Origin of the sequence: Clostridium sp. (assembly GCF_036642255.1) — a bacterium.
GTDB lineage: Bacteria > Bacillota > Clostridia > Clostridiales > Clostridiaceae > Clostridium_J.
Window position 1 is genome coordinate 120,697 of sequence record NZ_JAVWDJ010000005.1, and the last position, 24,924, is coordinate 145,620.

The following is a 24,924-nucleotide window of genomic DNA, read 5'->3' on the forward strand; positions in this document are numbered from 1 at the left end:
ATAGATGCAGGGGGATTTATTGTTTATCTCTTATAAATTAATCCAGTTTCTACAGTTTCTAATTCTTTCACGAATTCTCTTTTTACATAGCCCTTTATATTGATGTTATCATCAAGGATAAGTTTTACCTGGTACCAAAGGCTATCATAGGTTTCACAAAGATCTAAAAGTTGTAACCTAGTACCACCATGAATTATTCTAAGTACAGGGCTATTATAAAGGGGTGAAAGATATAAAGAAGTCCTGCTAGTGATTTCACCATGAAGATGATTTATAGGATGGTAAAGCACCTTTAAGTTATCTACAGGTCTATTTATTATATTTATCTGAGCAGTTAAGTCCTTGTTCTGCTTTGCCATAACCCTGAGTTTGAGATTTTGATCGTTAAGCTTTTGTATATTTAAGTAATTAAAAAAACCAAGTGCAATACAAGTAAAGATTAGGGTATAGATTAAAAAAGTAGTCAAGGTTGTACCTCCATAAAGTACTATTATTAATATACTATTCTTTATGCATGGAAAGTTGAACAAATATTAAACACATTTTAATTATAAATAAAAAGATGCCTCAAAAATGGCATCTCTACTCTGCAGTAATTATCTCATCATATTCTATTATAAAGTTATCTGCACAAAGTTTTATATCTTCATGATGAATCTTAGAATATTCATCGTACACACCAACTACAGTCATACCAGCTTTTTTAGCACCCTTTACAGCAGGAAGAATATCCTCAAAAACTATGCAGTTACAAGGGGCTACGTTAAGTTTTTCAGCAGTTAAAAGATACACGTCAGGAAAATCCTTACCCCTAGATACTTCACTTGTTAAGGTTATTACATCAAAGTATTCATATATGCCATTTGCTTTTAAGCAAGCTTCAAGTAACAACATGTTATTACTTGTTGCCAGTGCAATCTTTATCCCTCTTTGTCTTAGGATTTCTAAAAATGGTTTTATACCAGGTTTTAGATTGACTTTATTACAGTATTTATCATAGGCCATTTCATTCCAATGATTTTGTATTTCATCTATAGTATAAGGTAAATTAAATACATTTTTAAAATGAAGGGCAACTTCGTTAAAACTTAGGTGTGAGATATCATGCTTTAGTGTTGGAGGTAACTCAACATTATGCTTTGCTAAATATTCAGAATCTATTTCATCCCATACCCACATGGAATCTACAATTGTACCATCCATATCAAAAATTGCAGCTTTAATATCTTTTATCATAATATCACCTCTGAAGGGTAGTATATCAGAAAAGATACTAAACATAAAGATGAAAAGATAAAGTTCTAGCAATTTAACAACTTATATAAAAATTTCCATATAGCTTAACAGTACTAGTTTGCATCTACTTAGGACTGTATAGTTTTTAAAAATCTCTATGAAAAATTTCGGTTTTTTCATGATTTCTATAATCATCTATAGTAAATATACCAAGTTTATCTAGCATAGCATTCATCACTAAGCTATCATAAGCTACTTTTATTGCAGAGTTCTCAGCAAATTTATTCACCTGTTCGCGTCCCCTATCTCTTGGAATTATAGCTTTTGGTCCACCAACACAACCGCCAATGCACCCCATTCCTTCAATAAAATTTCCTGAGACAACTCCCTTTTGAAGATTTGATAGCATCTCTTTACACTCTTTTACACCATTAGCTTGAACTGGGTTAACCAAATCCTGTTTTTCTGGAAACATTCTTTCTATACATTCTGCAATGGCTATCGAAACTCCACCAGTACGAGCATAAAGCCTTCCACCACGGGAGGCATATTCAACAGATTCAGTTTCTGGTAATGCAGAAGGGCTGATTTCTAAGGCTTCGAATATTTCTTTAAGCTCTGAGAAGGTTAGAACATAATCAATGTCTCCAAGAAGGTCCTGTTCCTTAATTTCAGCCTTTTTAGCAACACAAGGGCCTATGAAAACTACCTTTACTGTAGGATTTAAATGTTTTAAGACTCTTCCAGACGCTATCATTGGAGAAACTGTTGGAGATACATGCTTAACTAAATTTCCATATACTCTTTTAAGCATAGCTACCCACATTGGGCAACAACAGGAAGTTATCATAAAGTCCTCTTTGGTCTTAACCTGAGCATCAAATTCTATGGCTTCTTTTAAAGTGAGCATATCGGCGAAGAAAGCTACTTCTACCATATCTGTAAACCCTATTTTCTTTAAGGCAGTCCTTAATTGTTTAATAGTAACGTCATCTCCATATTGACCCATGATAGCAGGGGCAACTGCTGCCACTACTGGAGGATTTCCTTGAAGTAGGTTCACAAGAGGAATAAACTCTACCCGATCTAGTATACTTCCAGTAGGACAACCCTCAACACAAAATCCACAATCTGTACATTTCTCACTACTGATGTAAGTGGTGTGTTTAACCTCATCTACGAGTATAGCATCAAAGGGACAAGAGTCTTGACAATGAGTATTGCCATTTTTGTCTATGTTACAGTCAATGTTACATTTTCTAACCTTATTAACTACTTTGTGATCAAGGTCATAATTTCTAATAGCATGTTTTAATTCCTCTATATAATTATCACTAAGATCTACTCCTACACCACAAAGACTAGAAATAGCAGCAGCTAAATGAGACTTATCTATTCCTTCTTTATCTAAAAGTTCAACTATTTTTTCTTCGAATCTTCCATTGTAATAAGCTTTAATAATAGATTGAAACAATTCACTATATTGTTCTTTCATAAATAACACATCCTAAAATATTCTTGTTAATATAAGACTTTTATAATTACATTAAGTACATGTATTGTTATTCTAATTATTGCTAAATTATAACAGTTATTATTCTGTCTATGTAATGGAATTTTATACTAAGGGGTAGGTTTTATAGAATATGTAAAAATTTCTGCATAACTTTTGGTATAGGATTAATATAAATATAGAAATAGAAGATATTTGGGGGGAAGATTTTGATAATTTTAGGTAGGTTTTGGGGTTTTGTAGCCATAGCATTAATCATTTTTTGTTTTTTAAAAATAATAACTCATATGTTTTATCATAAGTTTATAAGAGGATTATCTAAACGAAGAAATAGAAAGCTTATAGATATTTCTACAAAGATCTTAAAAAGCTTGGAGAGAAATCATACTCTATGTGGAATAGGAGCACTTACAGCTTTAGTAATTCATGGTATCATAATGAGTATTAATGTAGGTTTTAGTTTTAGTGGATTTTTAGCAGGGTTATCAATACTGTTTGTTATAGTGATAGGTTTAATGAATAAACTAATGTACAGAGATAAAAAAAGAGAATTTATAAAATTTCATGTAATTGGCTCTTTGGTGGTAATACTTATGATTTTGATTCATATCAACCTTAATTAAAAGTCATAAATGTACCCGTCTAAGGAATGAAAATAAGGCTATTGGTGGAAACCAATAGCCCAGTATCTTTTGTATTTATAAAATTAATTACAAAGTTAATTAAGGATTAAATGCTGCAATAAACGCCTCTTCCACGAGGTGGTATTATAGTGCAGCCAGGTGTACAAATAGCATTTTCTTGTGTTAATACTGTATCTACAGATGCTGGGCCGCCGCCAGTTTTAATAGATAAAGTACCAGGTGCTGGTTCTACATTTATATTTAGCGTAAAGCATAAAGTAGAGGGTAGATCGCCAAGCTCATCAAACTTAATACCATAAATAGATGGGTCATTAGCTGGTGGGAAAATTTTTATATTACCGAATTCAAAATCAGGATTTGGCTCCTCATCACTTAAAGGAACACCATCTAAAGTTACACTAGTAATATTATCTCTTGTAATATCTGGACAAAACTCTAAGATGAAATGACTTAGACCTCTACCGCTGCCAGGTAATAAAGATTGACTAACAGTATAACACCATCTATACAAACCTTCTCCAAGTGAAGTTACACCATTGAACTGAAAGGTATAGGTGTTACCAGGAGAATTTGGGAATTCTAGAGTGATATTTTCAGGGCAATTTAGGGGCATATAAAAAACCTCCGTAGTATTTTAATATGGATCTTTTAAAGCAGATCCTATTATTATAATATTAAAAAAACTTTAAATGGTGAAAAAACAGGATTTGATTGGTGAATTAGAGAAAGTATAGGAAATAAAAAAGAGAGTTACATTAGTAACTCTCTTTTTGGTCGGGGTGACAGGGATTGAACCTGCGACCTCATGGTCCCAAACCACGCGCGCTCCCATCTGCGCTACACCCCGCTGACAAAGAATATTATATTATAGACAACCCATATTGTCAATGATTTTTTTAATAACATGTTTTTTTATTTATTGATATACAAATCATCATAATAACCAACAATAAGAGGTTTATAGCATACTTTATGGAAATGAGTACTCATTTCCATAATACTCTAAGAAGGAGTAAGATTATTAATATAGTGGAGGAATTTTTGGCTAATGCCACTCCTTTAAGTTTATAGTACTCATATATTCTTTATATGAATAAGAGAGCTATGATAATTTTACAATAGGAAGTAGGCATAAACTCAAGGTAGTTACTATAAAAAATTGATATAAATAATTGAGTACATTAAAAATAAACTGAAAGTTAATTAAATTTGGAATGTATATACACCTTATAATGTAATTTATGATATATTTTTATGATAAAGGTTATATTAATAAATATAAATTTTGAGGTGAGGTTATGAATGAGTTTAAAGAATATAATTTGAATTTAATAAGTGATTTTCCCATAAAGGTGTTTAAAGAAAGAGATGAAGATCTTGATTTAATTATTCCAGTGGATATGAGAACGATAAATCTTTGTATTGATAATATGCCAGAGGTTGTAACTTCAAGGATACAATATAATAATATTAACAGTATAATTATAAGGCTCTGCAAAGATTTAAATAACAATATTGGAACAATTCATTTCTTAGCAGATGAAGGGATCCATTCCACTATTAGCAACATAGAGATAGATTATAGTAAAGTTCATCTTAAAGTTCTATTTAAAGATTACTATATAGAATTTATAATTAACAAGAGTAACTATCCTTTAGAATATGATAAAATTTAACTCTAAACTTAGAAGCCTATATACAAATAGCCGTAAATTCTGTTATAATAGCCATTATTCGAAGGATTTATTCAGGAGGAATTGATTATATATGAAGGAATTTAAATTTAATGCTGCCACTAAGCGACATACCAGAAAACAGTTAGCTATAAGCTTACTTATGAGTGTATCTTTTATAATTACTACTATAGGATTATTCTTAAGAGAAAAGATATTTTACGGAAGATTATTTTTAGTATTGACTATAATAGCTTTTCTAGTTTCCTATTTAGTTATTAAAAAAGTGAAAAATATTGAAAACATAAATTACCTTAGAATAGAAAAGGATAGATTTGAATTAAATAACAATATTTCTTCAAAAGGAAAAATATTTAAGTTCAATGATATTAGTGATGTGCGTTTTACTATGAAGGCAATTAAGTTCCGCGTGGGAATTAGAGAGTACAGAATTGCATACTACTTTCTAGATGAAAGTGACGTGGAAAAAGTTAAAAAGATATTCGAAAGATATTAGTAATTTCCTAAGAGGGTTAGGAAAATTTTCCTGAGGACCAATTAGCAAAAAAGAAGTAACTATTTAATAGTTACTTCTTTTTTATTATAAATCTACTAACCTTTTATCTAAAATCGTAGCTTTTCCACCGACTTTAACCATGAGATTATCCATTTCACCTTCAACTTTAGCAATAATTTCACTAGGGTTATTCATGTAGTAACCTTGTTCACATACTATGGTTGTATCATCAGTGAAAGGGTATAATTTATTGTGAATTAGATAAGCTGCTAAGGCACCATTGGCGGTACCAGTTGCACTTTCTTCATCTATACCGACTGCTGGGCCAAAATTTCTTGTAGCAACGGTAGAAGTTTTGCTCTCAGTTTGGAAAGTAAAGGCATGAACTCCTACTAACTCTCTTTCGTTACTATATTGTGCTAGGGCATTATAGTCAGGATTTATTGATTTTAAACCTTCAAGAGATTTCATAGGTAGTATCAAATCACTAAGTCCTGTAGATACAGCCATTGGTCTAGCCGCATAACCTGATACTCCAACACCAATATCATCAATGGAGATGTTTAAAATCTCACAAAGAGGCTCTAAGTCTTTTACTGTTAGGGCAAACAAGAATTTTGGTGTAGCTTGAGTCATGAGCACTGTGTCCAAGTTACATTCATTAAAAGTAAGTTCTACATCCAATACTCCTGCTAGAGTTTTTTGCTTTACTATAACAGTTTCATTATGACCTTTAATTATTCCTAACTGACCTAAGGTACTGAAAGCTGCAATAGTAGCATGGCCACATAAGTCTACTTCTGTTGTAGGTGTAAAGAATCTAACAAGAAAATCATATTCATCTTTTTGTGCCTTAGTTACAAAAGCGGTCTCAGATAGACCTATTTCTTTTGCAATAATTTGCATTTGCTCCGAAGATAAGCCAGATGCATCGGCTACCACACCAGCACCATTACCACCCTTTTCCATAAAGGTAAAGGCGTTAACGATATATACTTCTTTTTTCATATGTATCTCTCCCCATGATTTATTTTATGAATAATATATTAGCTGAAAACATTTTGTGGAATTTATTTAATATAAAACAAACTTTGGGGGAGTGTAAACTCCCACCAAAGTCTTTGACTTTTATTTATTTAAATACATTTCTCCCACATTGTATATATCTCCTGCCCCAATGGTTAAAAGCAAGTCTCCATCCTTTAGATTTTCATCTAAATAAGAAACTATATCTTCGAAGCTATGGAAGTTGAGAGCATTGACACCGATAGCTCTAATTGAGTCACCAAGTTTTTGAGAGCTAACAATTCCAGTATCCTTTTCACGAGCAGCATAGATGTCCGCAAGAATAACTTCATCTGCACCATGAAAACAATGTACAAATTCATTAAATAATGTGATGGTTCGAGTATAAGTATGGGGTTGAAAAACCGCATAAATTTTCTTGTGAGGATAATTTTGTGCAGCCTTTAAAGTGGCGATGATTTCTGTTGGGTGATGAGCATAGTCATCAATCACATAAACACCATTTTTAACGCCCTTTAACTCAAATCGTCTATGAGTACCCTTAAATTTTGAAAGACCTGCTATAATGGATTCTGTAGACAAGTTTAAGGCAAGGGATGAACAAATTGCAGCAAGAGAATTTAGTACATTATGTTCTCCTGGTACGTTAAGTTCTACTTTAAACAATAGGGTATCTCCTTTATAAACATCAAAGGTGCCGCAGCCTACAGCATTATAGGTTATATTTTTAGCTCTATAATCACCATTGTTTATTCCGTAAGTAATCACATTACACTTAGCAGTTCTAACTACATCAAGGACGTTAGAATCATCACCATTTCCTATAACATAGCCATCCACAGGAATTATATCTACAAAGCTTTGGAAAGTTTCCTTGATATGATTTAAATCTCTGTAATAATCAAGGTGATCTGCATCTATGTTAAGTATTATGCCAACATAAGGGAAAAATTTCAAGAAGGAGCCTTTGTATTCACAAGCTTCTGTAATGAAGTATTCACTATTACCAGCAAGAACATTTCCGTCTATTGCATCCAGTTCTCCACCTACTAAAATAGTTGGGTCTACATCTTCTTCTAAAACAATGTGTGAAACCATTGAAGTAGTAGTAGTTTTTCCGTGAGTTCCAGATATTGCAATACCATACTTGTGTCCAAGCATTATTTTCCCTAAAAATTCAGCTCTATCCATCATTGGAATGTTAAGCTCAATCGCTCTAATATACTCATCATTATCAGGGTGAATTGCAGCAGTATAAACCACCAAATCCACATCTGTTATGTTATTACCATTATGACCTATATATACTTCAGCACCTTTTTTTCTAAGCTTATCAACTATAGAAGAATCCTTCATATCAGACCCAGAAACTCTATAACCATTTTTTAGTAGTATTTCTGCAAGTCCACTCATACTTATTCCGCCAATACCAATAAAGTGAACTTTTTTGTGAGTATCCTTTAGAAAATCAAAAGACATTATAACATCTCCTCATAATTAGTCAATCTATGTAGATTTTATTACTTAAACAATGAACAAAGTTTCTTTGTTCCATTACTTCTAGAAAAAGAACTAGCTCCTGCCAAAAGTTAGCTAGTGGCAAATTGTTTTCACAACAAAGGCTTAGAAGAGCCTTCCTTTTGATATATTATAAAATAGTCCATCTTTAAATTATATACAAAAATACTTAAAAAGGACACTGTAAAAATAAAAAATATAATAAATGGAAGATTCACTTTACCAGAACTAATGTTCGTATTAATATAGAAATACAGGGTTTACTGATACATCAGGTCTTACAAATGATGAAAATTCTATAAAAACATATAAAAAATTAAAAAGTTTATTTATTTTTATAAACTTCCCAAGTTTCTGCATATTTAATTATTGAAGCAAATCTAAGGGGGAGAAATTTATGAGTAATGATGATTTAGTAATAAGAGCTAAGAGTGGGGACAAGGTAGCTCTAGAGGAATTAATGAACAAATTTAAGTTTTATATTATTAAATGTAGCAACAATGTATACATAAATGGTTATGAAAAAGATGATTTAATTCAAATTGGATATATTTCACTAATAAACGCAGTGAAGAATTATGAATTAACTAAAGGAAATTTTACCTCTTATGTTAATGCTGCAATACAATATAATTTTAACTATTTAATTAGGGGAAAAGCTAAAGAAAACTATGTTCAAAGTCTAAATACAATCATATCAGAGAATGTGGAATTAGGGGATATCATTGGGTCAGAAGAAAGCTTCGAAGAAAAACTTATGAAAAAAGATACATTGAAGCTAGTATTAAAATGTGTGGATAAGCTTCCAAAGGACTTAAAGGATATTATTAATTATTGTTATATTAACAACAAAGGAAGTTTTGCAAAGTATTCTATAGAGAATAATATAAAGTATTCTACCTTAATGAAGAAGAAAAGGCTAGCTTTAGAAATATTAAGAGCCTTGCTTAAAGAAATTGATATAATGGATTAAGCCATAATTTTTTCTAAAAGTAGCAGAATAAAAGTGGATATATGCTAATGAACTCATAATAACATTGAAATGTTATTATCAAATAGAAACATGAGAAATAAAAAAGGCCTTTTAATTATAGCATAATTAATTGAAAAATCTTAATTTTGAAAATATTAGAAAAAAGGCTTCCATTTCTCTTTGAACTATGTTAAAATATAAACAATGAATGAAATATAAGATGCTTTAAATTATAATTAAATGAAAATGCTAGAAATTTATACAAATTATCATTGAGATAAATGGTTTTTTATAAGTGAAACCACTAAGATATTAACTGTGGAAGGTTAATTATAAGGGAGTGTGTTAAAATGTTGTCAATTGTTGATCATCAGTATCTTACATGGCAGTTTAATTATAAGATAAGAGACGATAAAAAAGCGATGAATGAGCTTGAAGAAATAATCAATGGGATAGATGTTGAATATTTAGGATGGCAATTTGAGGATATAATACTTTAATAATTAACATTAATTTTTATATTTATAGATATAGTATTTATGTAAGAAACTTTAAGCATAAATGTGTGAGATAAGCAGATAGAAAGAATCTGTTTACAGTTAATTTACCAAGTCCCTATAATTTATATATATTTTTGAGAGTAGTTATGGATGAATAGCTGCTCTTTTTTTATTTAAGGTATCAAGACCACAATGGCACTAATCCCAGATTCTATATTGTTTTTGTTTTCAGTAAAGGCTAAATATTGGTAATATCAAAAATCTTTAAAGATGAATAGCATAACCTTATTTGGAAAATATTAATTGTATCTAAAATACAATAAAATATTTCAAATTGAGGAAGGAATTTGTTTATGAAAAACTTTGATTTTAGAATTTTTATCTTTGTTTTAATTGCCATTTCTATTTATATTATTGGAAACTACTATGTAGGAAGCCGGTTAATGGAAAGAATACAATTTAAATATGAACTAAATGCGAAGGTGTTTTGGATTATATTTTGGATAATCGCCTTTACTTATGTAGTAAATCAAATTGCAGGCGACTACCTTCCATCCTATATTGCAAATCCTATTTTATATGTGGGAATATATTATGTAGCCATTTTGTCTTATCTCATGGTTATTTTCCCTATATTTGATATGGTAAGGTTTGTAAACAGTAAATATTCATTTTTGCCTAAGCATGTAGTAGCAAATAATAATTTTAACTTTTATCTAACCATATTTCTTGGATTAGTTATTGGTACCATTTTAATTTATGGTACATGGAGTGGACGAAGTTCTTATGTCAAGGCTTATGATGTGAAGATTGCTAAGACTTTAAAGCTTGATAACCTGAAAATTGCATTGATTTCAGATATACATCTTGGGGATTACATGGATATAAAGAGACTAAAAGCTTTAGTTAATGAAGTGAATGAAATGAAGCCGGACATTGTGCTTATTGCAGGAGATTTAATAGATAGTTCAATAAAGCCCTTTGTGGATAATAAAATGGCAAAAGAAGTTGGAAGGCTAACTAGTACGTATGGAACTTATTTTTCCTTTGGGAATCATGATCTTGGAAAAAAAGCAGACCAGTTAACAAGGTTACTCACTGAGCAAGGAGTTACAGTGCTAAAAGATGATTATAGACTTATAGATGATAGTTTTTATGTTGTAGGTAGAGAAGATGTAGCTATTGAGAGAATGGGTGGAAGTAGAAAAGCATTGAAGGACATAACAGAACCCTTAGATAAAACAAAGCCTGTAATAGTTATTGATCATAATCCTAAGGATATAAGTGAAGCTCGAAATGAAAAGGTGGATTTACAGGTATCAGGACATACTCATAATGGTCAATTTATTCCTTATAATTTTTTGGTAAATAGGGGATATGATATGGTATATGGCTTTGATGCCATGGAAGATTTCAATATAGTAGTATCATCAGGATACGGTACTTGGGGACCACCAATAAGAATAGGAAGCAGATCTGAGATTGTCCAGATAAACTTAACCAGCAATGTAAATTTTGTAGAAAAGGACGCTGCTAGATAAAAGATATAAAGGTAGTTTAAATTTAATTCCACTATTATTGAATTAAATAATACCAATAACCTTATAAATTCATATAATATTATAAGGATGTGTAAATTAAAAGTAATTTTAGTTTATATATCTAATAAAGAAACCAAGTCTATTATTGTAGGCTTGGTTTTTATTTATAGGGAATATTCCAGGGTGAATTTTTTACACTTTTAACGACATTTTGAAAGAATAAGTCTCCCAGACTCTTTAGGTGGGAGTTAAATCTCCTTCCAAAGTCGTTGAAGAAAATGAACTTATTCATTATTTAATTAAATATATATATTAAGTTTTCACGTGAAATTAATACTCTTTTACTAATAAGCCCCTTCCCTCTATACATATAATAAGATTATCAATTGCTGTATCATTTTCTTTAGCAATTACTCTAAGACTAAAAATATCATTGGTACCTATAGTAATAATTAATTCATCAAACTTATTAAAAACACCATCATCACCAGGTGGATTTACTCCAGTTCCAGCATTAGCAGCACCACTGTCTGAACCAAGTAGATTATTATTTTCATCGTAGGCCTCTATGGTTACTGATTGTACTGATGCATAAAATAGCTTTATATTTGAAACAGGATTAGTAAAAATTATATCTCTGAAATTAGGTGCACCAACAAAGGCGGCACTAGTTTCAGGCGATGGTTCGTTAGCTGTTTGAGCAACTCCCCCAGCTTCACTGTCAATGGTAGTTATCCATCCAGGAAATTGCACTACTGTAAAGCCTACATTCACATCAGGGATAGGAGTAAGACTTCCTCCACCTTCAAAAGTTATTAATGCGCAGTTTTCACTAGGATTGCAAAAATCTATTGAAGGACAATATGGTATACATTTATGATTGTTTATTCTTTTATTTAAAACTTTTGATAACATTTTTTACCCTCCATATAAACACAATTTTTAATTCGCTGAGGCTAATAATGAAGAAATAAAGATAAATTACTAACTTTCAAATAAGGATTATTTATTTCAAACAGAATTTAAGGGTAAAATATAGTGAATAGTAGAAGTTGTGGAATTAATTGTTCTCACTTTAACTTTATTTATATTTTTCCCTTCTTCATCTATAGGTAAATTGCTCAATAACTTTGTCCAATAGTTATTCTTTGAAAATGTTAACTTACTATAAAAAAATATTAGGGCTGACACATCCTCTGAGGTGATTTTAATTGAAGAGTTTAACCCCATGAACTTTGTTTTACAATGAATTATAATAGAGTTAATTACATTGTTAATTTTTTTTAACTCTTCACAGTGAGATTCTTTTAGATAGTCCATAATCTGATTTTGCTCAGTAGATTTATAAGCACAATCTACTTTAGAATGTTTGGTTAAATAGTATAAACCTAAATCACTAAGTGTTTGCTTAATTTTATCCAACTGAGTTTTGTCTAACCTATAAGCTGTAAGGCTAAATTTCAAAGTATCTATTAAGAGTGTTATAAATTTGTTCAAATCTTTTGTGTGACTATTACAAGCCATAAATTCAATTAATCTTTTATAGTTTAAACCTTCATAAGGGGCAAAATTAGTGTAGGTTATCATAGTCTTTATAAAGTCGGTATATTGGGAAAATTCATAAACAATTTCAATGGAATTCATGAAACACATATCTAAGACTAATATATCAATAATTGAATTTGCACTTTTACTTCCTAGGTATATAGCTTTAGCCATCTCTGGAATTCCCATTATATAATGATTACTAAAGCTTAAGTCAGTGAGGCAACCAACAAAATCAGTGCCGTGACCAGAGAGTATAACCATACAATGTTCAGCAGGATAAGTTTTCATTCCCCAACTTATAAAGTTAAATAAATTATTTGGATCTGCCATGTTGTGATTTCCTAAATCTTCTAAAAATATAGGATTTACAGAACTTGAGGAGGTATTATCAGCGTAATTATTTATATCATTATACTTTGTCTGTATGGTGTCTTTACAGTTAATACAATATCTTCTTACTCCACACCATTTACCTTCAGGGGAGTTAATTTTGCCTAAAAGCCCAATTTCTATTACTACATTTGTATCTTCGCCTACGTATGAACTTGTACAGGTGTTAAAAGAATTATAAATTACATCTTCCATTTCATTATTTCCATCTGCATAAATCAATATAGTCCATTCTTTATTATCTTTAATGTTCATAATATCATCATCCTATAATTTGCTTATATGATTTTTAAGAGTAAGTATTTTTATAAGTGGAGGAGTTATAAAAGTATATATTAACAAACAGAGATAGTATTTATTGATATGTCATAGAAGTCATTAATTATTTAAAAAGCCAGGAATATAGGCTTTTTCCATATTCCTAGCTTAGATTATAGTTTAACTATTCTTCAGTTTCAGTGACAGATTAAGCAACAGCACATGGACTAGTAAGACCTATAGTTATTGTAAAGGTCACTATACTAAAGCCTGTATTTCCAACCGGTACACTACTATCTATAGTTGCTACAGGCGTGCCAAGAATGAATCCACCTGCAGGTGGGCAATCGGGAAGATCTTCACATTCAGCACAACTATAACATCTAATGCTATCTACAAATACACAATCTCTGAAGCAAGTGAAGAAAGCTCCACTAGTTAAAGGTATATTTACAGCATAGTTAATACAGCCGATATATCTAAATCTAGTTAGACATACTGTACAGAATAAAGGATCACCTGATGGACATGGATTAGGAACTTCTACATCCTCTACGAAACATTTCTCTCTTACGCATCTTAAATTAATATCTTCTAGCGTGATAGGAACATTTCCAGTAGTAGGAACAGTACCTCGTACAACTGTTGTCACAGTAAAGCGTGCTCTAGTTGCACAAGGAGTAGTGCCAGTAGGATTTTCAGAACAATCTTGGCAGCAACAACCCATTGCAAGTTCTTGTTGAGCTTGAACTTCTTTAATTTTATTGTTTAAAACATTTAATAACATTTAATTTATTCACCCTCATTAATTTTATTTTACTTTAATAACTGAGATTAAGGTAAAATGAAAGCCACCAAGAAGGTTCCTTGGTACTTTTGCATAATGAATATAAAGTAGATAAAGTTACCCTTTCTAACTAAATATTATAAAATTATCAAGGACAAATTTTCGGCACTTTCATTATTAAAGAACATTAATATTTAAATCTTTCATATTAATGCCTTTAATACATAATACTCTTTGTCCACTATTTTTGTTACAAGCTTTGTATCTATTTATTTTGGTGAAAAAATATTAATTTTTTACTTTCTTGACTCTAAAATATAATAGGTCAAATAGCAGTTCAATTCTTTATTAATCAAAGTGGGGAGGTGTTTATAAATCAAATTGTTTGGAAACTTAAAATCTATATTGAAACATATAAGATTTGATTGATCCATATTTATAGTATCAATAGCTTCTGAGGATAGTGTTGTGATTTTAATATTGTCTTCTTTTTCAGCTGGAACGCTTGTTTTACCCTCAAGGCTAGTTCTTGTAGTTTTATTTTGATCTAATAATTCAATGGTACATTTATCATTAGTATCATTAAGTTGAAGTGAAAATAACAATTTCTTGCTGTCACTATCATTTATATTAATTCCCCAAGTTGTATTTTCAGGTATCTTAGTGGTATCCTTTGTAATTAAACAATTTATTTTTATTCTAAAAGCTATATCTTCAGAATCCACGTGGTAATAAAGTTTATTAACTTCAATTATGCTGATGTTGTTTAAATTTATTAAATCATTTTTTTTATTTTGTTCTAGAGATTCTTCTATCCAATCTCCATCTGTTGCTGGAAACATAATAACACTCCTTTTATTTATTCACTTTCAATCAAAATAACTTCTTTTAAATGATTCACAAGTTAGTTTTGTACAATAGAGTTCATAAGAATAATCTATTAATTGTAAAATATAACTTATAAAAACTGTTCAACTCATGAATATCAAGACATTAAGGTTTCTGAAGCCTGGTTGAACCATAAAGTTTTTTTCTTGCTATAATATTATATGTGTAATATTTTAAAAGGTTAAAGATAAATATAAGGACATGTAACTGTTCTCAAAGTTCATACATATAATAAAGAAGGCGCATTTGACGTAATATGGTTATAGTTCACATGTTAAGGAGGACAATTTAATGGCATTTCCCACCACAGTATTAAGAACTTTTAATACTCCTTGCGTACACTGGCAGTACCATTTGACCTTTAGGGTGTACCGTAAATTTGCGGTTAAATCCTTGCAAAGTAGGAGTAACTTATCCTTATAAACCTTAGTAATTAGGTAGTAAGAATATTAATAAAAAATAAGAAACTGATGTTGTTGATACACTAACATCAGTTTCTTATTAAATTTCTATAAGATTTTTATTTTAATGAAAGATTCAAGTTTTATTGATATAAATCTCCAGCTAATCTTTTTAATTCTTCTCTGCTTACAACTTCAAGTAAGTTACCTTCCTTTTTAATTATTTCCTTTTCGCAAAGTTTATTTAATACTCTGATCAAATGCCTGTAACTAGTTCCGAGAAGCTCAGAAATTTCTGTGAGTTTTTGTGTTTCCATTTCCTCTAATGGAGAAGTCTCCCCTTCAGGAATAATAGCTAAGATATAACTAGCTAGCCTGTTTTCCAAAGGATAAAGAAGATTTATTGAGCTGATTAAAGAGCAGTTGGTAAGTTTTTTACTCAAACTTTGGCACATATATCTTAAAAAAGTTGAGTCGTTTGCAGCATATTTTCTTATATCTTCTAGAGAAATACCGATACATAGGCAGTCTTTTAAGGCTTGAAGATTGCAGTTGGCAGTGTTGGAATCCAAAAATTCAACATCCCCTAATATTCTTAAAGGGGTGCAGAACATAAGTAAAAGAGATTTTCCGTTGGCTAAAAGGGTGAAAACTTTAGCTTTACCTTCAACAAAAAAGTAAAGGTAATTTATTTTATCATTAGCTTTATAGATGTACTCATCCTTATCAAAATGGAAAAGTTCCATAAAACTCGTCATATCAGTGCTAAATATATTGTTAATTTCATATTTTTTCACATAATAGTTAAGTTTATCTTTATTTGTTAACTTCTTCATATAAGTTCTCCTAGTTAGAATTTAGTAGGTATTTAATAATAAGCTTATTTGAGCTTACTTTATTGTAAGCAAGAAGTGTAGCTAATATTATTAAATCATTGATTTAATATTTTTCTAATGTTACAATCATATCATAATTTTAATAATATTTTGGAAGAAAAGTAATCTATTATATTTAAAACTTAAGTATATTTAAGATCATTGCAATTTTCTCTTTCACAATCATTAAACAACTTAATATTATAACATTAGGTGCTCTTATAGTTAAGTATAAGGGTTAAAAGGGAAAGTGGTTAAATTCCACTGCAGCCCCCGCTACTGTAATAGAGGATGAAATCCGTGAAAGCCATTGGGAAACTGAGAAGGCTGGAAAGTAATGAGATCCTTAAGCCAGTAAACCTGCCTCATGTTGAAAATATTTTAGTCTTCGGAGGGAGGATGAGAAATGCACCTAAGGATTTTTGCAAAAGGTATAGGAGTACCCTTTGTGGTCTCTATGGATTGTTTCCGCACTCTTGAGAGTGCGGATTTTTTATTTGTAAAAACCTATTAAATAAGAGCAGATTAATTAGTTAGTCAACTAACAGGTAATTGGATGAATAGTATAAAAATAGTCATTGGAGGGAATGGAATGGAAAGTTTCAAAAAAGTTATAAGTGGTATTAAAGGATTGGATAACAATGCAATGAAGGAAGCGTCAACCAGATTGGACAGTCTGATTAAGCCAATAGGAAGTCTTGGTAGATTAGAAGATATTGCAATACAACTTTCAGGTATCACAGGAAAAGTAAATAATGAAATTAATAAGGGATGTACTATTATAATGAGTGCAGATAACGGTATTTGGGAAGAAGGAGTAAGTACTTGTCCACAATCATTAACACATATGCAAACTTTAAATTTTACTAAGGGTATATGTGGAATAAATGTTTTAAGTAATAATACTAATATGGATATTAGGATTGTGGATATTGGAGTAAATGGTGAGGTTAATCATCCAAAGATATTGAATAAAAAAATAAGAAATGGTACTTGGAACATGTGTAAGGGAAGAGCTATGACAGAGGAGGAAGCTATAAAAGCCATAGAGGTTGGAGTAGAAATGGTGAGGGATTTAGTTAAAGAGGGCTATACAATTATTGGAACAGGTGAAATGGGAATATGCAATACAAGTACAAGCAGTGCTATTGCTATGGCTTTTACAGGATGCACTTCAGAGGAAGCTGTGGGAAAAGGGGCAGGGCTAACTGAAGACGGTTATGAAAATAAAAAGAAGGCCATAGAACTATCTATTAAAGTTAATAGTCCTGATAAAGAAAATCCTATTGATGTGCTATCAAAGATTGGGGGATTCGATGTTGCAGGACTTGTAGGATGTTATCTTGGAGCAGCATATTATAGAGTACCAATAATTATAGATGGATTTATTTCTGTAGCTGCAGCATTAGTTGCTTACAAATTAAATCCTCTGGTGAAAGGCTATATGATTCCGTCTCATGCATCAGAGGAAATAGGATATAAACGTATAATGAAGGAACTTGAATTATCCCCACTCTTAAATCTTAACATGAGATTGGGAGAAGGAACTGGATGTCCGTTAGCTTACAACATAGTAACTGCTGCCACTAGAGTAATCAACAATATGGCAACTTTTAAGGAAGCTGCCTTAGAAGATGACTATCTTGTGGATATAAGGTAGGGATTGCATATGGGAAGATTGGTATTGGTAACAGGTGGAGCAAGAAGCGGTAAGAGTAACTATGCTGAAAATATTATAAGGGAACTGAAGGGAGAGGTACTTTACGTTGCAACATCTATCCCTTTTGATGATGAAATGAGAGATAGAGTGAAGAAGCATCGTGAAAGAAGACCAGAAAGTTGGAATACTCATGAAGGATATAAGAATTTAGACACAATTTTTGAAGAAGGAAAGACAAAGTATAGTGGAATACTTCTTGATTGTATAACTATAATGATTACTAATCTAATGTTTGAAAAGTCACCAGAAGGCATAGATAACTTAAGTCAGCAGGATATAAATAGCATAGAGAGAGAAATAATACTAGAAATAGAGAAATTTCTTAATGCTGCAGAAAAAAGTTCTGCTAAATTGGTTATGGTTACAAATGAAGTTGGAGATGGAATTGTTCCTGAAAATAAGCTGTCAAGAATATTTAGAGATATTGCAGGGCGGGTTAATCAGTACATAGCTTCTAGGTGCAATGAAGTTTATTTAGTGGTTTGCGGCATACCTGTAAAGATTAAGTGAGGAAAATATGAAAAACTTTATACTTATAATTCAGTTTTTAACACGAATTCCTATAAATATATCAATAGATGTTAAGGAAGAGGACTTTATAAAAGGTGTTAAGTTCTTTCCTATAGTTGGACTTATTATAGGAATCATTAATGTACTAGTGTACAAAGGGGCATTATTATTATTACCGAGCCAAATAGCAATAATTTTAACTGTGCTTTCTAACATATTAATTACAGGTGCCCTTCATATTGATGGAATTGCAGATACCTGTGATGGAATATTTTCAGCAAGAAGCAAGGAAAGAATGTTAGAAATCATGAGAGATAGCCGAATAGGTACTAATGGGGCAGTAGCCATGTTCTTTGATTTAGCACTCAGAATAGGAATCCTTCTATCAATAAGTGAAGTTCAAAGTATAAAAGTGTTATTACTAAGTCCAATACTATCTAGAACCTTTATGGTAATAGTTATGTATTGTTCTGTTTATGCAAGGGCCCAAGGGGGTCTTGGAAATACTTTTATAGGAAAGGTTTCTTTAAAAGACACACTAATTACGGCGGTGATAGGAGTAATTCTAGGTTTTGCTATTCTTGGTTATGGTGTAGGGATAGTCATAGTAGTCAATTTGATAGTAATACTGCTTTATAAAGTTTATATATCTTCTAAGATTGGTGGCATGACTGGGGACACTCTTGGTGCCGGTAATGAAATAAGTGAAATAGTTATATTTTTGGTTATACTTATAATGGAAAGATATATGATAATATGATGAAGTTATATGTTGCAAGACATGGAGAAACAAAGCTTAATAAGAAAAGGGTTTATCAAGGATGGGTGGATAGTGGTCTTAATGAGGAAGGTATAAAACACTGTGAAGAAATTAGAGATAAGTTAAGTAGTATAACTTTCGATGTAGTGATAACCAGCCCCTTGAAGCGAGCTGTCCAATCAGCAGAAATCATAACTGGAACACCATATAGTAAACTCATTACTTGTGATGCCTTTAAGGAATTAAATTTTGGACTGTGGGAAGCTATGCATTATAAAGAAATAGAGAAAAGTTATCCCCTGGAATGGAACCTTTGGAGTGAAGATTGGGTGAATTATACTATTCCTCAAGGGGAGAGCTTTAACATGTTTTATAATAGAATTGAACAAGGGTTAAAGAATATGCTAGAGGAATACAAGGATAGTACAGTGCTTTTGGTAAGTCATGAAGGAACATTAAAGGTAATAACTACATTGCTTTTAGATTTAGGGATTGAATATTATTGGAGATTTAACTTTCAGTTTGGTACGTATAGTGAGTTCCACGTTACTGATGATATGACAATGATAAAGAAACTTAATTCTTAATAGAAATAACGCAGGATTTATTTTAGGAATTGTCTTGGCTCATAAAGTGAATAATAAATAAAAAATATATATGACATATGTCATATATATTTTTTGTCTTTATTTGATATGCTAGTATTAAGGCATCTTCAGAGACGTAATCAATTTATATATTATAAAATAGGCTTCTCAGCTTAAGTTTATTAATATACATGAAATGCCTAAGAATATTTCAAATGGAGGATTTTTATGTATCAAATTTATGCAGTATTTATAGGATTTTTAATTACCGTAATGGTAACCTTTAATGGTATATTAGATAGTTATTTAAGTAGTTATTTCTCATTGTTTGTAATTCATACAGTAGGGCTTGTTACATTGATAATTATATTAATACTAAAAAAAGAAAAACTCAAAATAAAAGGGGGTATTCCTGTTTATTTATTCAGTGGTGGAGCAATAGGGGTTGTAATGGTATTTTTAAATAACCTATGCTTTGCAGAGCTAGGTGCTTCATTGACTTTAGCTTTAGGAGTTTTAGGGCAATTAGTTCTGGCGGCTTTTATTGATCACTTTGGATTACTTCACATGAGTGTTTATAAATTTCAAAGAAAAAAATTAATTGGCTTTGGGATAATCTTAGTAGGAATCGTTGTGATGACAACATATTAGGAGGTATTTAGATGATTTATATAATTTTAGCTTTCTTGTGTGGTGGACTTACCATAATTTCAATGATAGTCAATGCTAATTTAGGTAAAAAGGTAGGTGTATTTCAAGGGGGATTTATAAATTATGCAGTTGGTTTGTCAGGTACCCTACTTATAATGTTAATACTAGAGGTTACAGGTAAGTTTAAAATCAGTGATTTTAATGGTATTCCTTTTTATGCCTTCTTAGGGGGATTTATAGGAGTAATGGTGGTGGTAGCTTCCAATGTAGTAATTCCTAAAATACCAGCTCTGTATTCAACTATTTTAATTTTTATAGGACAAATCTTTACTGGAATCATTATAGATTACCTAAGAGTAGGATCGATTTCAATGGGGAAAATTGTTGGGGGTCTTATTATTATAGGTGGGATGGCCTTTAATTCTTATATAGATAAGACTAAGATAGTGGAGAGTATTTAATTTAGTACATTCTGCTAGTATACTTGAAAATTTTATATTAGTGATTTACACAACAAAAGTAGCTTTGTTTTAGCAGAATTACTTTTGTTGTTTTTTTATAAATTTTAGAAGATATAATAAAGTTTGTGGGGAATGACCTATGGCGAATCGAATTCTTTGGATAAATATTACAATAGACACCACTTTGCAAAAAAAGATTTTGAAATGCATTTTATGGTAATTTAAGTTAAAAATTTCAATAAATTTATCAAATTAATTAAAACTCTAATTAAAGTTGAGATTTGAACGAATACTATGATGTAAGTATATAGTATTTGTGAAAATTAACTTATATTTGGAGGGCGTAATTATATGGCATACAACGTTATTGACTTAATAGATAAATCTATTGACATTGAAGACAAAAGAAAAAAATTATATGAGGGTATAGAAAAGAATCATGAACATCATCCTGTCATAAAAATTATGTCAAGAGTTTTGATAAAGGAAATAAACAAAACCATTAATCATTATAAGGTTTTAAAAAAGGAACTAATGGATATAGAACTTGAAGATATAGACTTTTGGACTTATGATAAAATGTCATTTTTAATAAATGAATATAATAAAAAGCATTATCAAGTGCAATTTGATAATGTAAAGGGTTATTTAGAGTTCTCTTTAAATCTAGAAAAGGATATGTATTCCCTGCTTATTGATGTACAAGGACGATTTGTAAATAATACAGATGATACTTACACAAAGACCTATGAAATATTATCGGACATCATTAATAATAAGGCTAAGCATATTGAAACTTTGGAGAAGGCTTTGAAGTAAAGTTATGAGATAACCTTAATTCAATTTCAAAGATGTATGGAATATGAAAGATTAAAAACAGAGCTATTTAGTGAAGACTAAATAGCTCTGTTTTTATCTCAAATATTATCTTTTGCTACCAGTGCTATACACTGTGGGAATCGGTGTGTAGGTATCATTAGATATAATCTCTGAGTTTACAATAACATCCTTTTCTAAGGTTTTTCTTACTACTTTTACCTTATAGCCATTGCTACCATTTTTAAATAGATGAGTTTCGCCTTCTTTTAAATTCTTGTTATAAACATATTCTGTTTTAGGCTTTATAACCTCATAAATATCATTCTCAATAATGTAAGTTTTTTCTTTTAACTTTTCATTAGAATAAATGTTAACATAAAGGACTTCATCTTTGGGGTAGCACTCTATGAACAATGGGTAGTTAAGCGTATTTTTAAATTTATAGTCAGTATAATCCCAACTTATAGTTGCATCAAGTCCAATGCCAACATAACTAGAGGGAAAGGTGTGATTGCTTCTTTCAAGGGAATTAATGCCAGTTCTTAAAATCGCATTATATAAAGTTGAGGATACTTGACAAATCCCACCGCCAACACCAGATTCAACCTTATTATTAACAATAACTGGAGCATCTAGATAGCCTTTTTCTATAGTGGTATCCCCTACAATATCGTTAAAGCTAAACACGTCTCCAGGCATTAGTAAAATGCCATTAATAGTTCTAGCACATAGTGCTATGTTAGTTGACCGTCCTTTAGTGGAGGAATAAAAGGTTGTACTAAAAGAGGCGAAGCTTTTGTTGCTATCTACAAGCATTGTTTCAGTTATAGAAGCATCCACTTCCTCTATTGAAGCATCTATATATACATCTTCATCTAAATTATTTATTGATAGATTTCTAATGCTTTGAAGAAGTTTATCGTTTGAAAGTTTATAACCTTTTACAGCAGGTTCTATAAACAGGGACCCGTCTAGATTTTTCTTTAAGGTGCCATCAACGTTAGTGACGATTTTAGCATTAACAGGTTCTTTATTAATTTCGTCTTGGATAGCTTTAACAAACTCACTTAAATTATCTTCATCATAAGTGAAAGCAACCTTGTATCTCTTTTCGTACTTAGTACTGATAATTTGATACTTTTCCAATATGCTAAGATCTTTCCCAAAGTCAAAGGCGTTATTAATAACAGTGTCTAAATTAGAGTCATTTATTAGCTTAGATAGTTCTATAGAAAAATCTCTATCTTTAAAAGTTACATGGAGCCTTTTGTTTGTAATCTGATCTATATATTCAGTTTTTAGAAGTTTTCTAGCCTCATCTTTAGTTTTGCCACCTAAATTATGATTTTCCACATTGATATTGCTATACAACTGATGGTTCCATTCTTTAGTTTCGATGCTTAACTGCCAAATAAGACCTAGCAGTAAACCGATACAATTAAATATAAATTGAGCTATTAAAATCTTTGAGGTTCTGGTTATACGGTACTGAATTTTCATTTAACACCTTATAAAAATATAATTTAATATCTTTAATTGCTAAAGAAATTAGTTATATTCTCTATTCTTTGGTTTTCGGATTTTACTAAATTGGATTGTTCTTGTAGCATGAGCTCTTTTGTTTTAATACGCTCTTGATAACCGTTGATTAAGGTGGATAGCTTGGCTATTTCTGCCTTGCATTGAGAAATTTCATTATTGGTTTCGATATAGTAATCATTCATCAGTTCAACTAAGGCCTTTAATCGATGTTCTCCATCAGAAAGTAGTTCATTTAAATTGATGTTGGAAGCTACTATTATGTTTCTAATGGTTTGCTTCATAACATCCTCTGGTAAGTTCTGAGGCAATGCATTGATAAGATTCTCTAGCATAAACACCGTATTAGGTGTGTTAGTGTCTAAATTATATAAGGAGTAGATCTCAGTTATATCTATTTGCTTATCATATTTATTTTTTTTGTTCAAGAGAGAATTCTCCTCTTTATTTATGATAGGGCTTGATGTTTTAGCGATAGGTTTATGTTTAATATCCTCAATTATGGATGCTGTTAAGTTTTCTTCTAAGTCTATTGAGGTGGATTCGTAGGAAGGGTTTTCTGGGGTTTCGGTTGGTAATGGTTCTTTATCAATCTTTTCTACTAAATTATGTTTTTCTAGAAAGGAAATTAATTTTGACATGGTATCCGCTCCCTTAATTATCAATTAATTATATTAATCTAATTACAATTATTCTTCCTATGGCAATACCCAGAACGGTGATGAGAATAAAAGTTAAGAGATTGTAAAATTCTTTTGAAAGTTTGTAGTTTGATTTTGATAAGTTGGTTTGTAATAAATTAACTACTACAGTACACACAAGTAAAGAAATTAAAAAAAATAAAATTTGAACAAATAAAACCTTAAGCATTTCAAAACACATCCGATTTAATTAATATACGAATTAAACTATAATTTTTATTAAAACTGTACGAGCTAAATTATACACTAGTCTACTTATTTCTTCAATATATAAACAAAAAAGTATTATTATAGCATATTATTACTTTTTTTTCATAAATATCAATAATATTACTGAATAGTGATTCACATGATATTACTAGGTACAGGACTTGAATGATTAAATTAATAACTTACAAATCCCAGGTGCAGCGCTCCTGGGATTTGCTTTTGCAATTAATTGTAAATATTGTAAAAATGTATTGACAGTATATTTCTTAGGGTATATACTTAATTACATAAGTAACTAACCAACGAGGTGATGAAGTGAATTTAGATTTTAATAGCGAGATTCCTATATATTTACAATTGGCACAAGCTGTTGAGGATTCCATACTAAAGGGGATATACGAAGAGGATACTCAGATACCTTCTACCACAGAAATATCTGTAACCTACAAGATTAATCCGGCTACAGTGGGGAAGGGATACAACTTGCTAGTGGATGAAGGCATAATATATAAAAAGAGAGGTGTAGGTATGTTTGTTACTGTGGGGGCTAAAGAGAAGTTAATGGAAAAGAGAAGAGAAGGTTTCTATAAGAAATATGTTGAAACCTTAATTGATGAAGGTAAAAGACTTAATATTTCCATTGAAGAAATTGTTAAAATGTTAGAGAGGGGTAAATAA

The 24,924-nt window shown here is 30.7% G+C and carries 27 protein-coding genes, 1 tRNA gene and 1 riboswitch; of the genes, 14 read left to right on the forward strand and 14 right to left on the reverse strand.

Features of this window, described 5'->3' with window-relative positions; all coding sequences use genetic code 11:
* Positions 1 to 23: 23 nt before the first annotated feature.
* The 3 genes from RR409_RS04240 to RR409_RS04250 form a co-directional block, all read right to left on the reverse strand.
* Positions 24 to 467, reverse strand: a complete 444-nt coding sequence (locus RR409_RS04240) for a hypothetical protein (RefSeq protein WP_332556479.1) — start codon at positions 465 to 467, stop codon at positions 24 to 26.
* 115 nt (positions 468 to 582) lie between these two features.
* Positions 583 to 1,236 (reverse strand): HAD family phosphatase, encoded by a 654-nt coding sequence (locus RR409_RS04245; RefSeq protein ID WP_332556480.1) that lies wholly within the window; start codon positions 1,234 to 1,236, stop codon positions 583 to 585.
* Between the two features lie 145 nt (positions 1,237 to 1,381).
* The gene (locus RR409_RS04250) at positions 1,382 to 2,731 is read right to left on the reverse strand and encodes a [Fe-Fe] hydrogenase large subunit C-terminal domain-containing protein (RefSeq protein WP_332556481.1); all 1,350 of its coding nucleotides are present in this window, start codon (positions 2,729 to 2,731) and stop codon (positions 1,382 to 1,384) included.
* 227 nt (positions 2,732 to 2,958) lie between these two features.
* Between RR409_RS04250 and RR409_RS04255 the strand changes: the two genes are divergently transcribed.
* Complete coding sequence (locus RR409_RS04255) at positions 2,959 to 3,372, forward strand: hypothetical protein (protein ID WP_332556482.1); 414 nt, start codon at positions 2,959 to 2,961, stop codon at positions 3,370 to 3,372.
* Positions 3,373 to 3,478: 106 nt separating this feature from the next.
* On the opposite strand, the gene RR409_RS04260 is transcribed toward RR409_RS04255, so the two are convergent.
* Both RR409_RS04260 and RR409_RS04265 read right to left on the reverse strand, forming a co-directional pair.
* On the reverse strand, positions 3,479 to 4,006 hold the full coding sequence (locus RR409_RS04260; RefSeq protein ID WP_332556483.1) for a hypothetical protein: 528 nt from the start codon (positions 4,004 to 4,006) through the stop codon (positions 3,479 to 3,481).
* Between the two features lie 158 nt (positions 4,007 to 4,164).
* Positions 4,165 to 4,240 (reverse strand) — tRNA-Pro (locus tag RR409_RS04265).
* 451 nt (positions 4,241 to 4,691) lie between these two features.
* On the opposite strand from RR409_RS04265, the gene RR409_RS04270 reads away from it, so the two are divergent.
* Together RR409_RS04270 and RR409_RS04275 are read left to right on the forward strand one after the other, a co-directional pair.
* Positions 4,692 to 5,069, forward strand: a complete 378-nt coding sequence (locus RR409_RS04270; protein ID WP_332556484.1) for a hypothetical protein — start codon at positions 4,692 to 4,694, stop codon at positions 5,067 to 5,069.
* Positions 5,070 to 5,160: 91 nt separating this feature from the next.
* Positions 5,161 to 5,583, forward strand: coding sequence for a hypothetical protein (locus RR409_RS04275; protein WP_332556485.1), 423 nt, complete (start codon positions 5,161 to 5,163; stop codon positions 5,581 to 5,583).
* Positions 5,584 to 5,667: 84 nt separating this feature from the next.
* On the opposite strand, the gene RR409_RS04280 is transcribed toward RR409_RS04275, so the two are convergent.
* Entirely contained in the window at positions 5,668 to 6,591 is a 924-nt protein-coding gene (locus RR409_RS04280; RefSeq protein ID WP_332556486.1) for a PhzF family phenazine biosynthesis protein, read from the reverse strand.
* Positions 6,592 to 6,711: 120 nt separating this feature from the next.
* The gene (gene murC / locus RR409_RS04285; RefSeq protein WP_332556487.1) at positions 6,712 to 8,088 is read right to left on the reverse strand and encodes a UDP-N-acetylmuramate--L-alanine ligase; all 1,377 of its coding nucleotides are present in this window, start codon (positions 8,086 to 8,088) and stop codon (positions 6,712 to 6,714) included.
* Between the two features lie 436 nt (positions 8,089 to 8,524).
* Here murC and RR409_RS04290 point away from each other — a divergent pair, with 436 nt between their 5' ends.
* From RR409_RS04290 to RR409_RS04300, 3 genes are all read left to right on the forward strand, one after another.
* Positions 8,525 to 9,100, forward strand: coding sequence for a sigma-70 family RNA polymerase sigma factor (locus tag RR409_RS04290; RefSeq protein ID WP_332556488.1), 576 nt, complete (start codon positions 8,525 to 8,527; stop codon positions 9,098 to 9,100).
* A 350-nt stretch (positions 9,101 to 9,450) separates the two neighbouring features.
* Positions 9,451 to 9,600: a hypothetical protein gene (locus tag RR409_RS04295; protein ID WP_332556489.1), complete on the forward strand. Its 150-nt coding sequence runs from the start codon at positions 9,451 to 9,453 to the stop codon at positions 9,598 to 9,600.
* 353 nt (positions 9,601 to 9,953) lie between these two features.
* Positions 9,954 to 11,141, forward strand: a complete 1,188-nt coding sequence (locus tag RR409_RS04300) for a metallophosphoesterase (RefSeq protein ID WP_332556490.1) — start codon at positions 9,954 to 9,956, stop codon at positions 11,139 to 11,141.
* 330 nt (positions 11,142 to 11,471) lie between these two features.
* Here RR409_RS04300 and RR409_RS04305 read toward each other — a convergent pair whose 3' ends face one another.
* The 5 genes from RR409_RS04305 to RR409_RS04325 all read right to left on the reverse strand — a co-directional run bounded on the left by RR409_RS04305 (position 11,472) and on the right by RR409_RS04325 (position 16,249).
* Positions 11,472 to 12,056: a hypothetical protein gene (locus tag RR409_RS04305; RefSeq protein WP_332556491.1), complete on the reverse strand. Its 585-nt coding sequence runs from the start codon at positions 12,054 to 12,056 to the stop codon at positions 11,472 to 11,474.
* Positions 12,057 to 12,152: 96 nt separating this feature from the next.
* A complete protein-coding gene (locus RR409_RS04310) occupies positions 12,153 to 13,334 on the reverse strand; it encodes a clostripain-related cysteine peptidase (RefSeq protein WP_332556492.1) in 1,182 nt (393 codons plus the stop codon).
* Between the two features lie 211 nt (positions 13,335 to 13,545).
* The gene (locus RR409_RS04315) at positions 13,546 to 14,124 is read right to left on the reverse strand and encodes a hypothetical protein (protein ID WP_332556493.1); all 579 of its coding nucleotides are present in this window, start codon (positions 14,122 to 14,124) and stop codon (positions 13,546 to 13,548) included.
* Between the two features lie 296 nt (positions 14,125 to 14,420).
* Positions 14,421 to 14,966 (reverse strand): hypothetical protein, encoded by a 546-nt coding sequence (locus RR409_RS04320; RefSeq protein WP_332556494.1) that lies wholly within the window; start codon positions 14,964 to 14,966, stop codon positions 14,421 to 14,423.
* A 590-nt stretch (positions 14,967 to 15,556) separates the two neighbouring features.
* Positions 15,557 to 16,249, reverse strand: coding sequence for a cyclic nucleotide-binding domain-containing protein (locus tag RR409_RS04325; protein ID WP_332556495.1), 693 nt, complete (start codon positions 16,247 to 16,249; stop codon positions 15,557 to 15,559).
* 233 nt (positions 16,250 to 16,482) lie between these two features.
* Positions 16,483 to 16,671, forward strand: a riboswitch (cobalamin riboswitch).
* A gap of 209 nt (positions 16,672 to 16,880) precedes the next feature.
* Between RR409_RS04325 and cobT the strand changes: the two genes are divergently transcribed.
* The 7 genes from cobT to RR409_RS04360 all read left to right on the forward strand — a co-directional run bounded on the left by cobT (position 16,881) and on the right by RR409_RS04360 (position 21,796).
* A complete protein-coding gene (gene cobT / locus RR409_RS04330; RefSeq protein ID WP_332556496.1) occupies positions 16,881 to 17,948 on the forward strand; it encodes a nicotinate-nucleotide--dimethylbenzimidazole phosphoribosyltransferase in 1,068 nt (355 codons plus the stop codon).
* Between the two features lie 9 nt (positions 17,949 to 17,957).
* Entirely contained in the window at positions 17,958 to 18,518 is a 561-nt protein-coding gene (gene cobU / locus RR409_RS04335; protein ID WP_332556497.1) for a bifunctional adenosylcobinamide kinase/adenosylcobinamide-phosphate guanylyltransferase, read from the forward strand.
* A 7-nt stretch (positions 18,519 to 18,525) separates the two neighbouring features.
* The gene (cobS, locus tag RR409_RS04340) at positions 18,526 to 19,278 is read left to right on the forward strand and encodes an adenosylcobinamide-GDP ribazoletransferase (RefSeq protein ID WP_332556498.1); all 753 of its coding nucleotides are present in this window, start codon (positions 18,526 to 18,528) and stop codon (positions 19,276 to 19,278) included.
* A complete protein-coding gene (cobC, locus tag RR409_RS04345; protein ID WP_332556499.1) occupies positions 19,275 to 19,865 on the forward strand; it encodes an alpha-ribazole phosphatase in 591 nt (196 codons plus the stop codon). Before cobS ends, cobC begins: the two co-directional genes overlap by 4 nt.
* A gap of 228 nt (positions 19,866 to 20,093) precedes the next feature.
* Positions 20,094 to 20,516, forward strand: coding sequence for a DMT family transporter (locus RR409_RS04350; RefSeq protein ID WP_332556500.1), 423 nt, complete (start codon positions 20,094 to 20,096; stop codon positions 20,514 to 20,516).
* A gap of 11 nt (positions 20,517 to 20,527) precedes the next feature.
* Complete coding sequence (locus RR409_RS04355; protein ID WP_332556501.1) at positions 20,528 to 20,977, forward strand: DMT family transporter; 450 nt, start codon at positions 20,528 to 20,530, stop codon at positions 20,975 to 20,977.
* A gap of 351 nt (positions 20,978 to 21,328) precedes the next feature.
* Positions 21,329 to 21,796 (forward strand): hypothetical protein, encoded by a 468-nt coding sequence (locus tag RR409_RS04360; RefSeq protein WP_332556502.1) that lies wholly within the window; start codon positions 21,329 to 21,331, stop codon positions 21,794 to 21,796.
* Between the two features lie 105 nt (positions 21,797 to 21,901).
* On the opposite strand, the gene RR409_RS04365 is transcribed toward RR409_RS04360, so the two are convergent.
* Positions 21,902 to 23,296, reverse strand: a complete 1,395-nt coding sequence (locus RR409_RS04365; protein WP_332556503.1) for a VanW family protein — start codon at positions 23,294 to 23,296, stop codon at positions 21,902 to 21,904.
* 32 nt (positions 23,297 to 23,328) lie between these two features.
* On the reverse strand, positions 23,329 to 23,976 hold the full coding sequence (locus RR409_RS04370; protein ID WP_332556504.1) for a hypothetical protein: 648 nt from the start codon (positions 23,974 to 23,976) through the stop codon (positions 23,329 to 23,331).
* A gap of 585 nt (positions 23,977 to 24,561) precedes the next feature.
* On the opposite strand from RR409_RS04370, the gene RR409_RS04375 reads away from it, so the two are divergent.
* Positions 24,562 to 24,924 carry a GntR family transcriptional regulator gene (locus RR409_RS04375; protein WP_332556505.1) on the forward strand — a complete coding sequence of 121 codons (363 nt, stop codon included), beginning with the start codon at positions 24,562 to 24,564 and terminating at the stop codon, positions 24,922 to 24,924.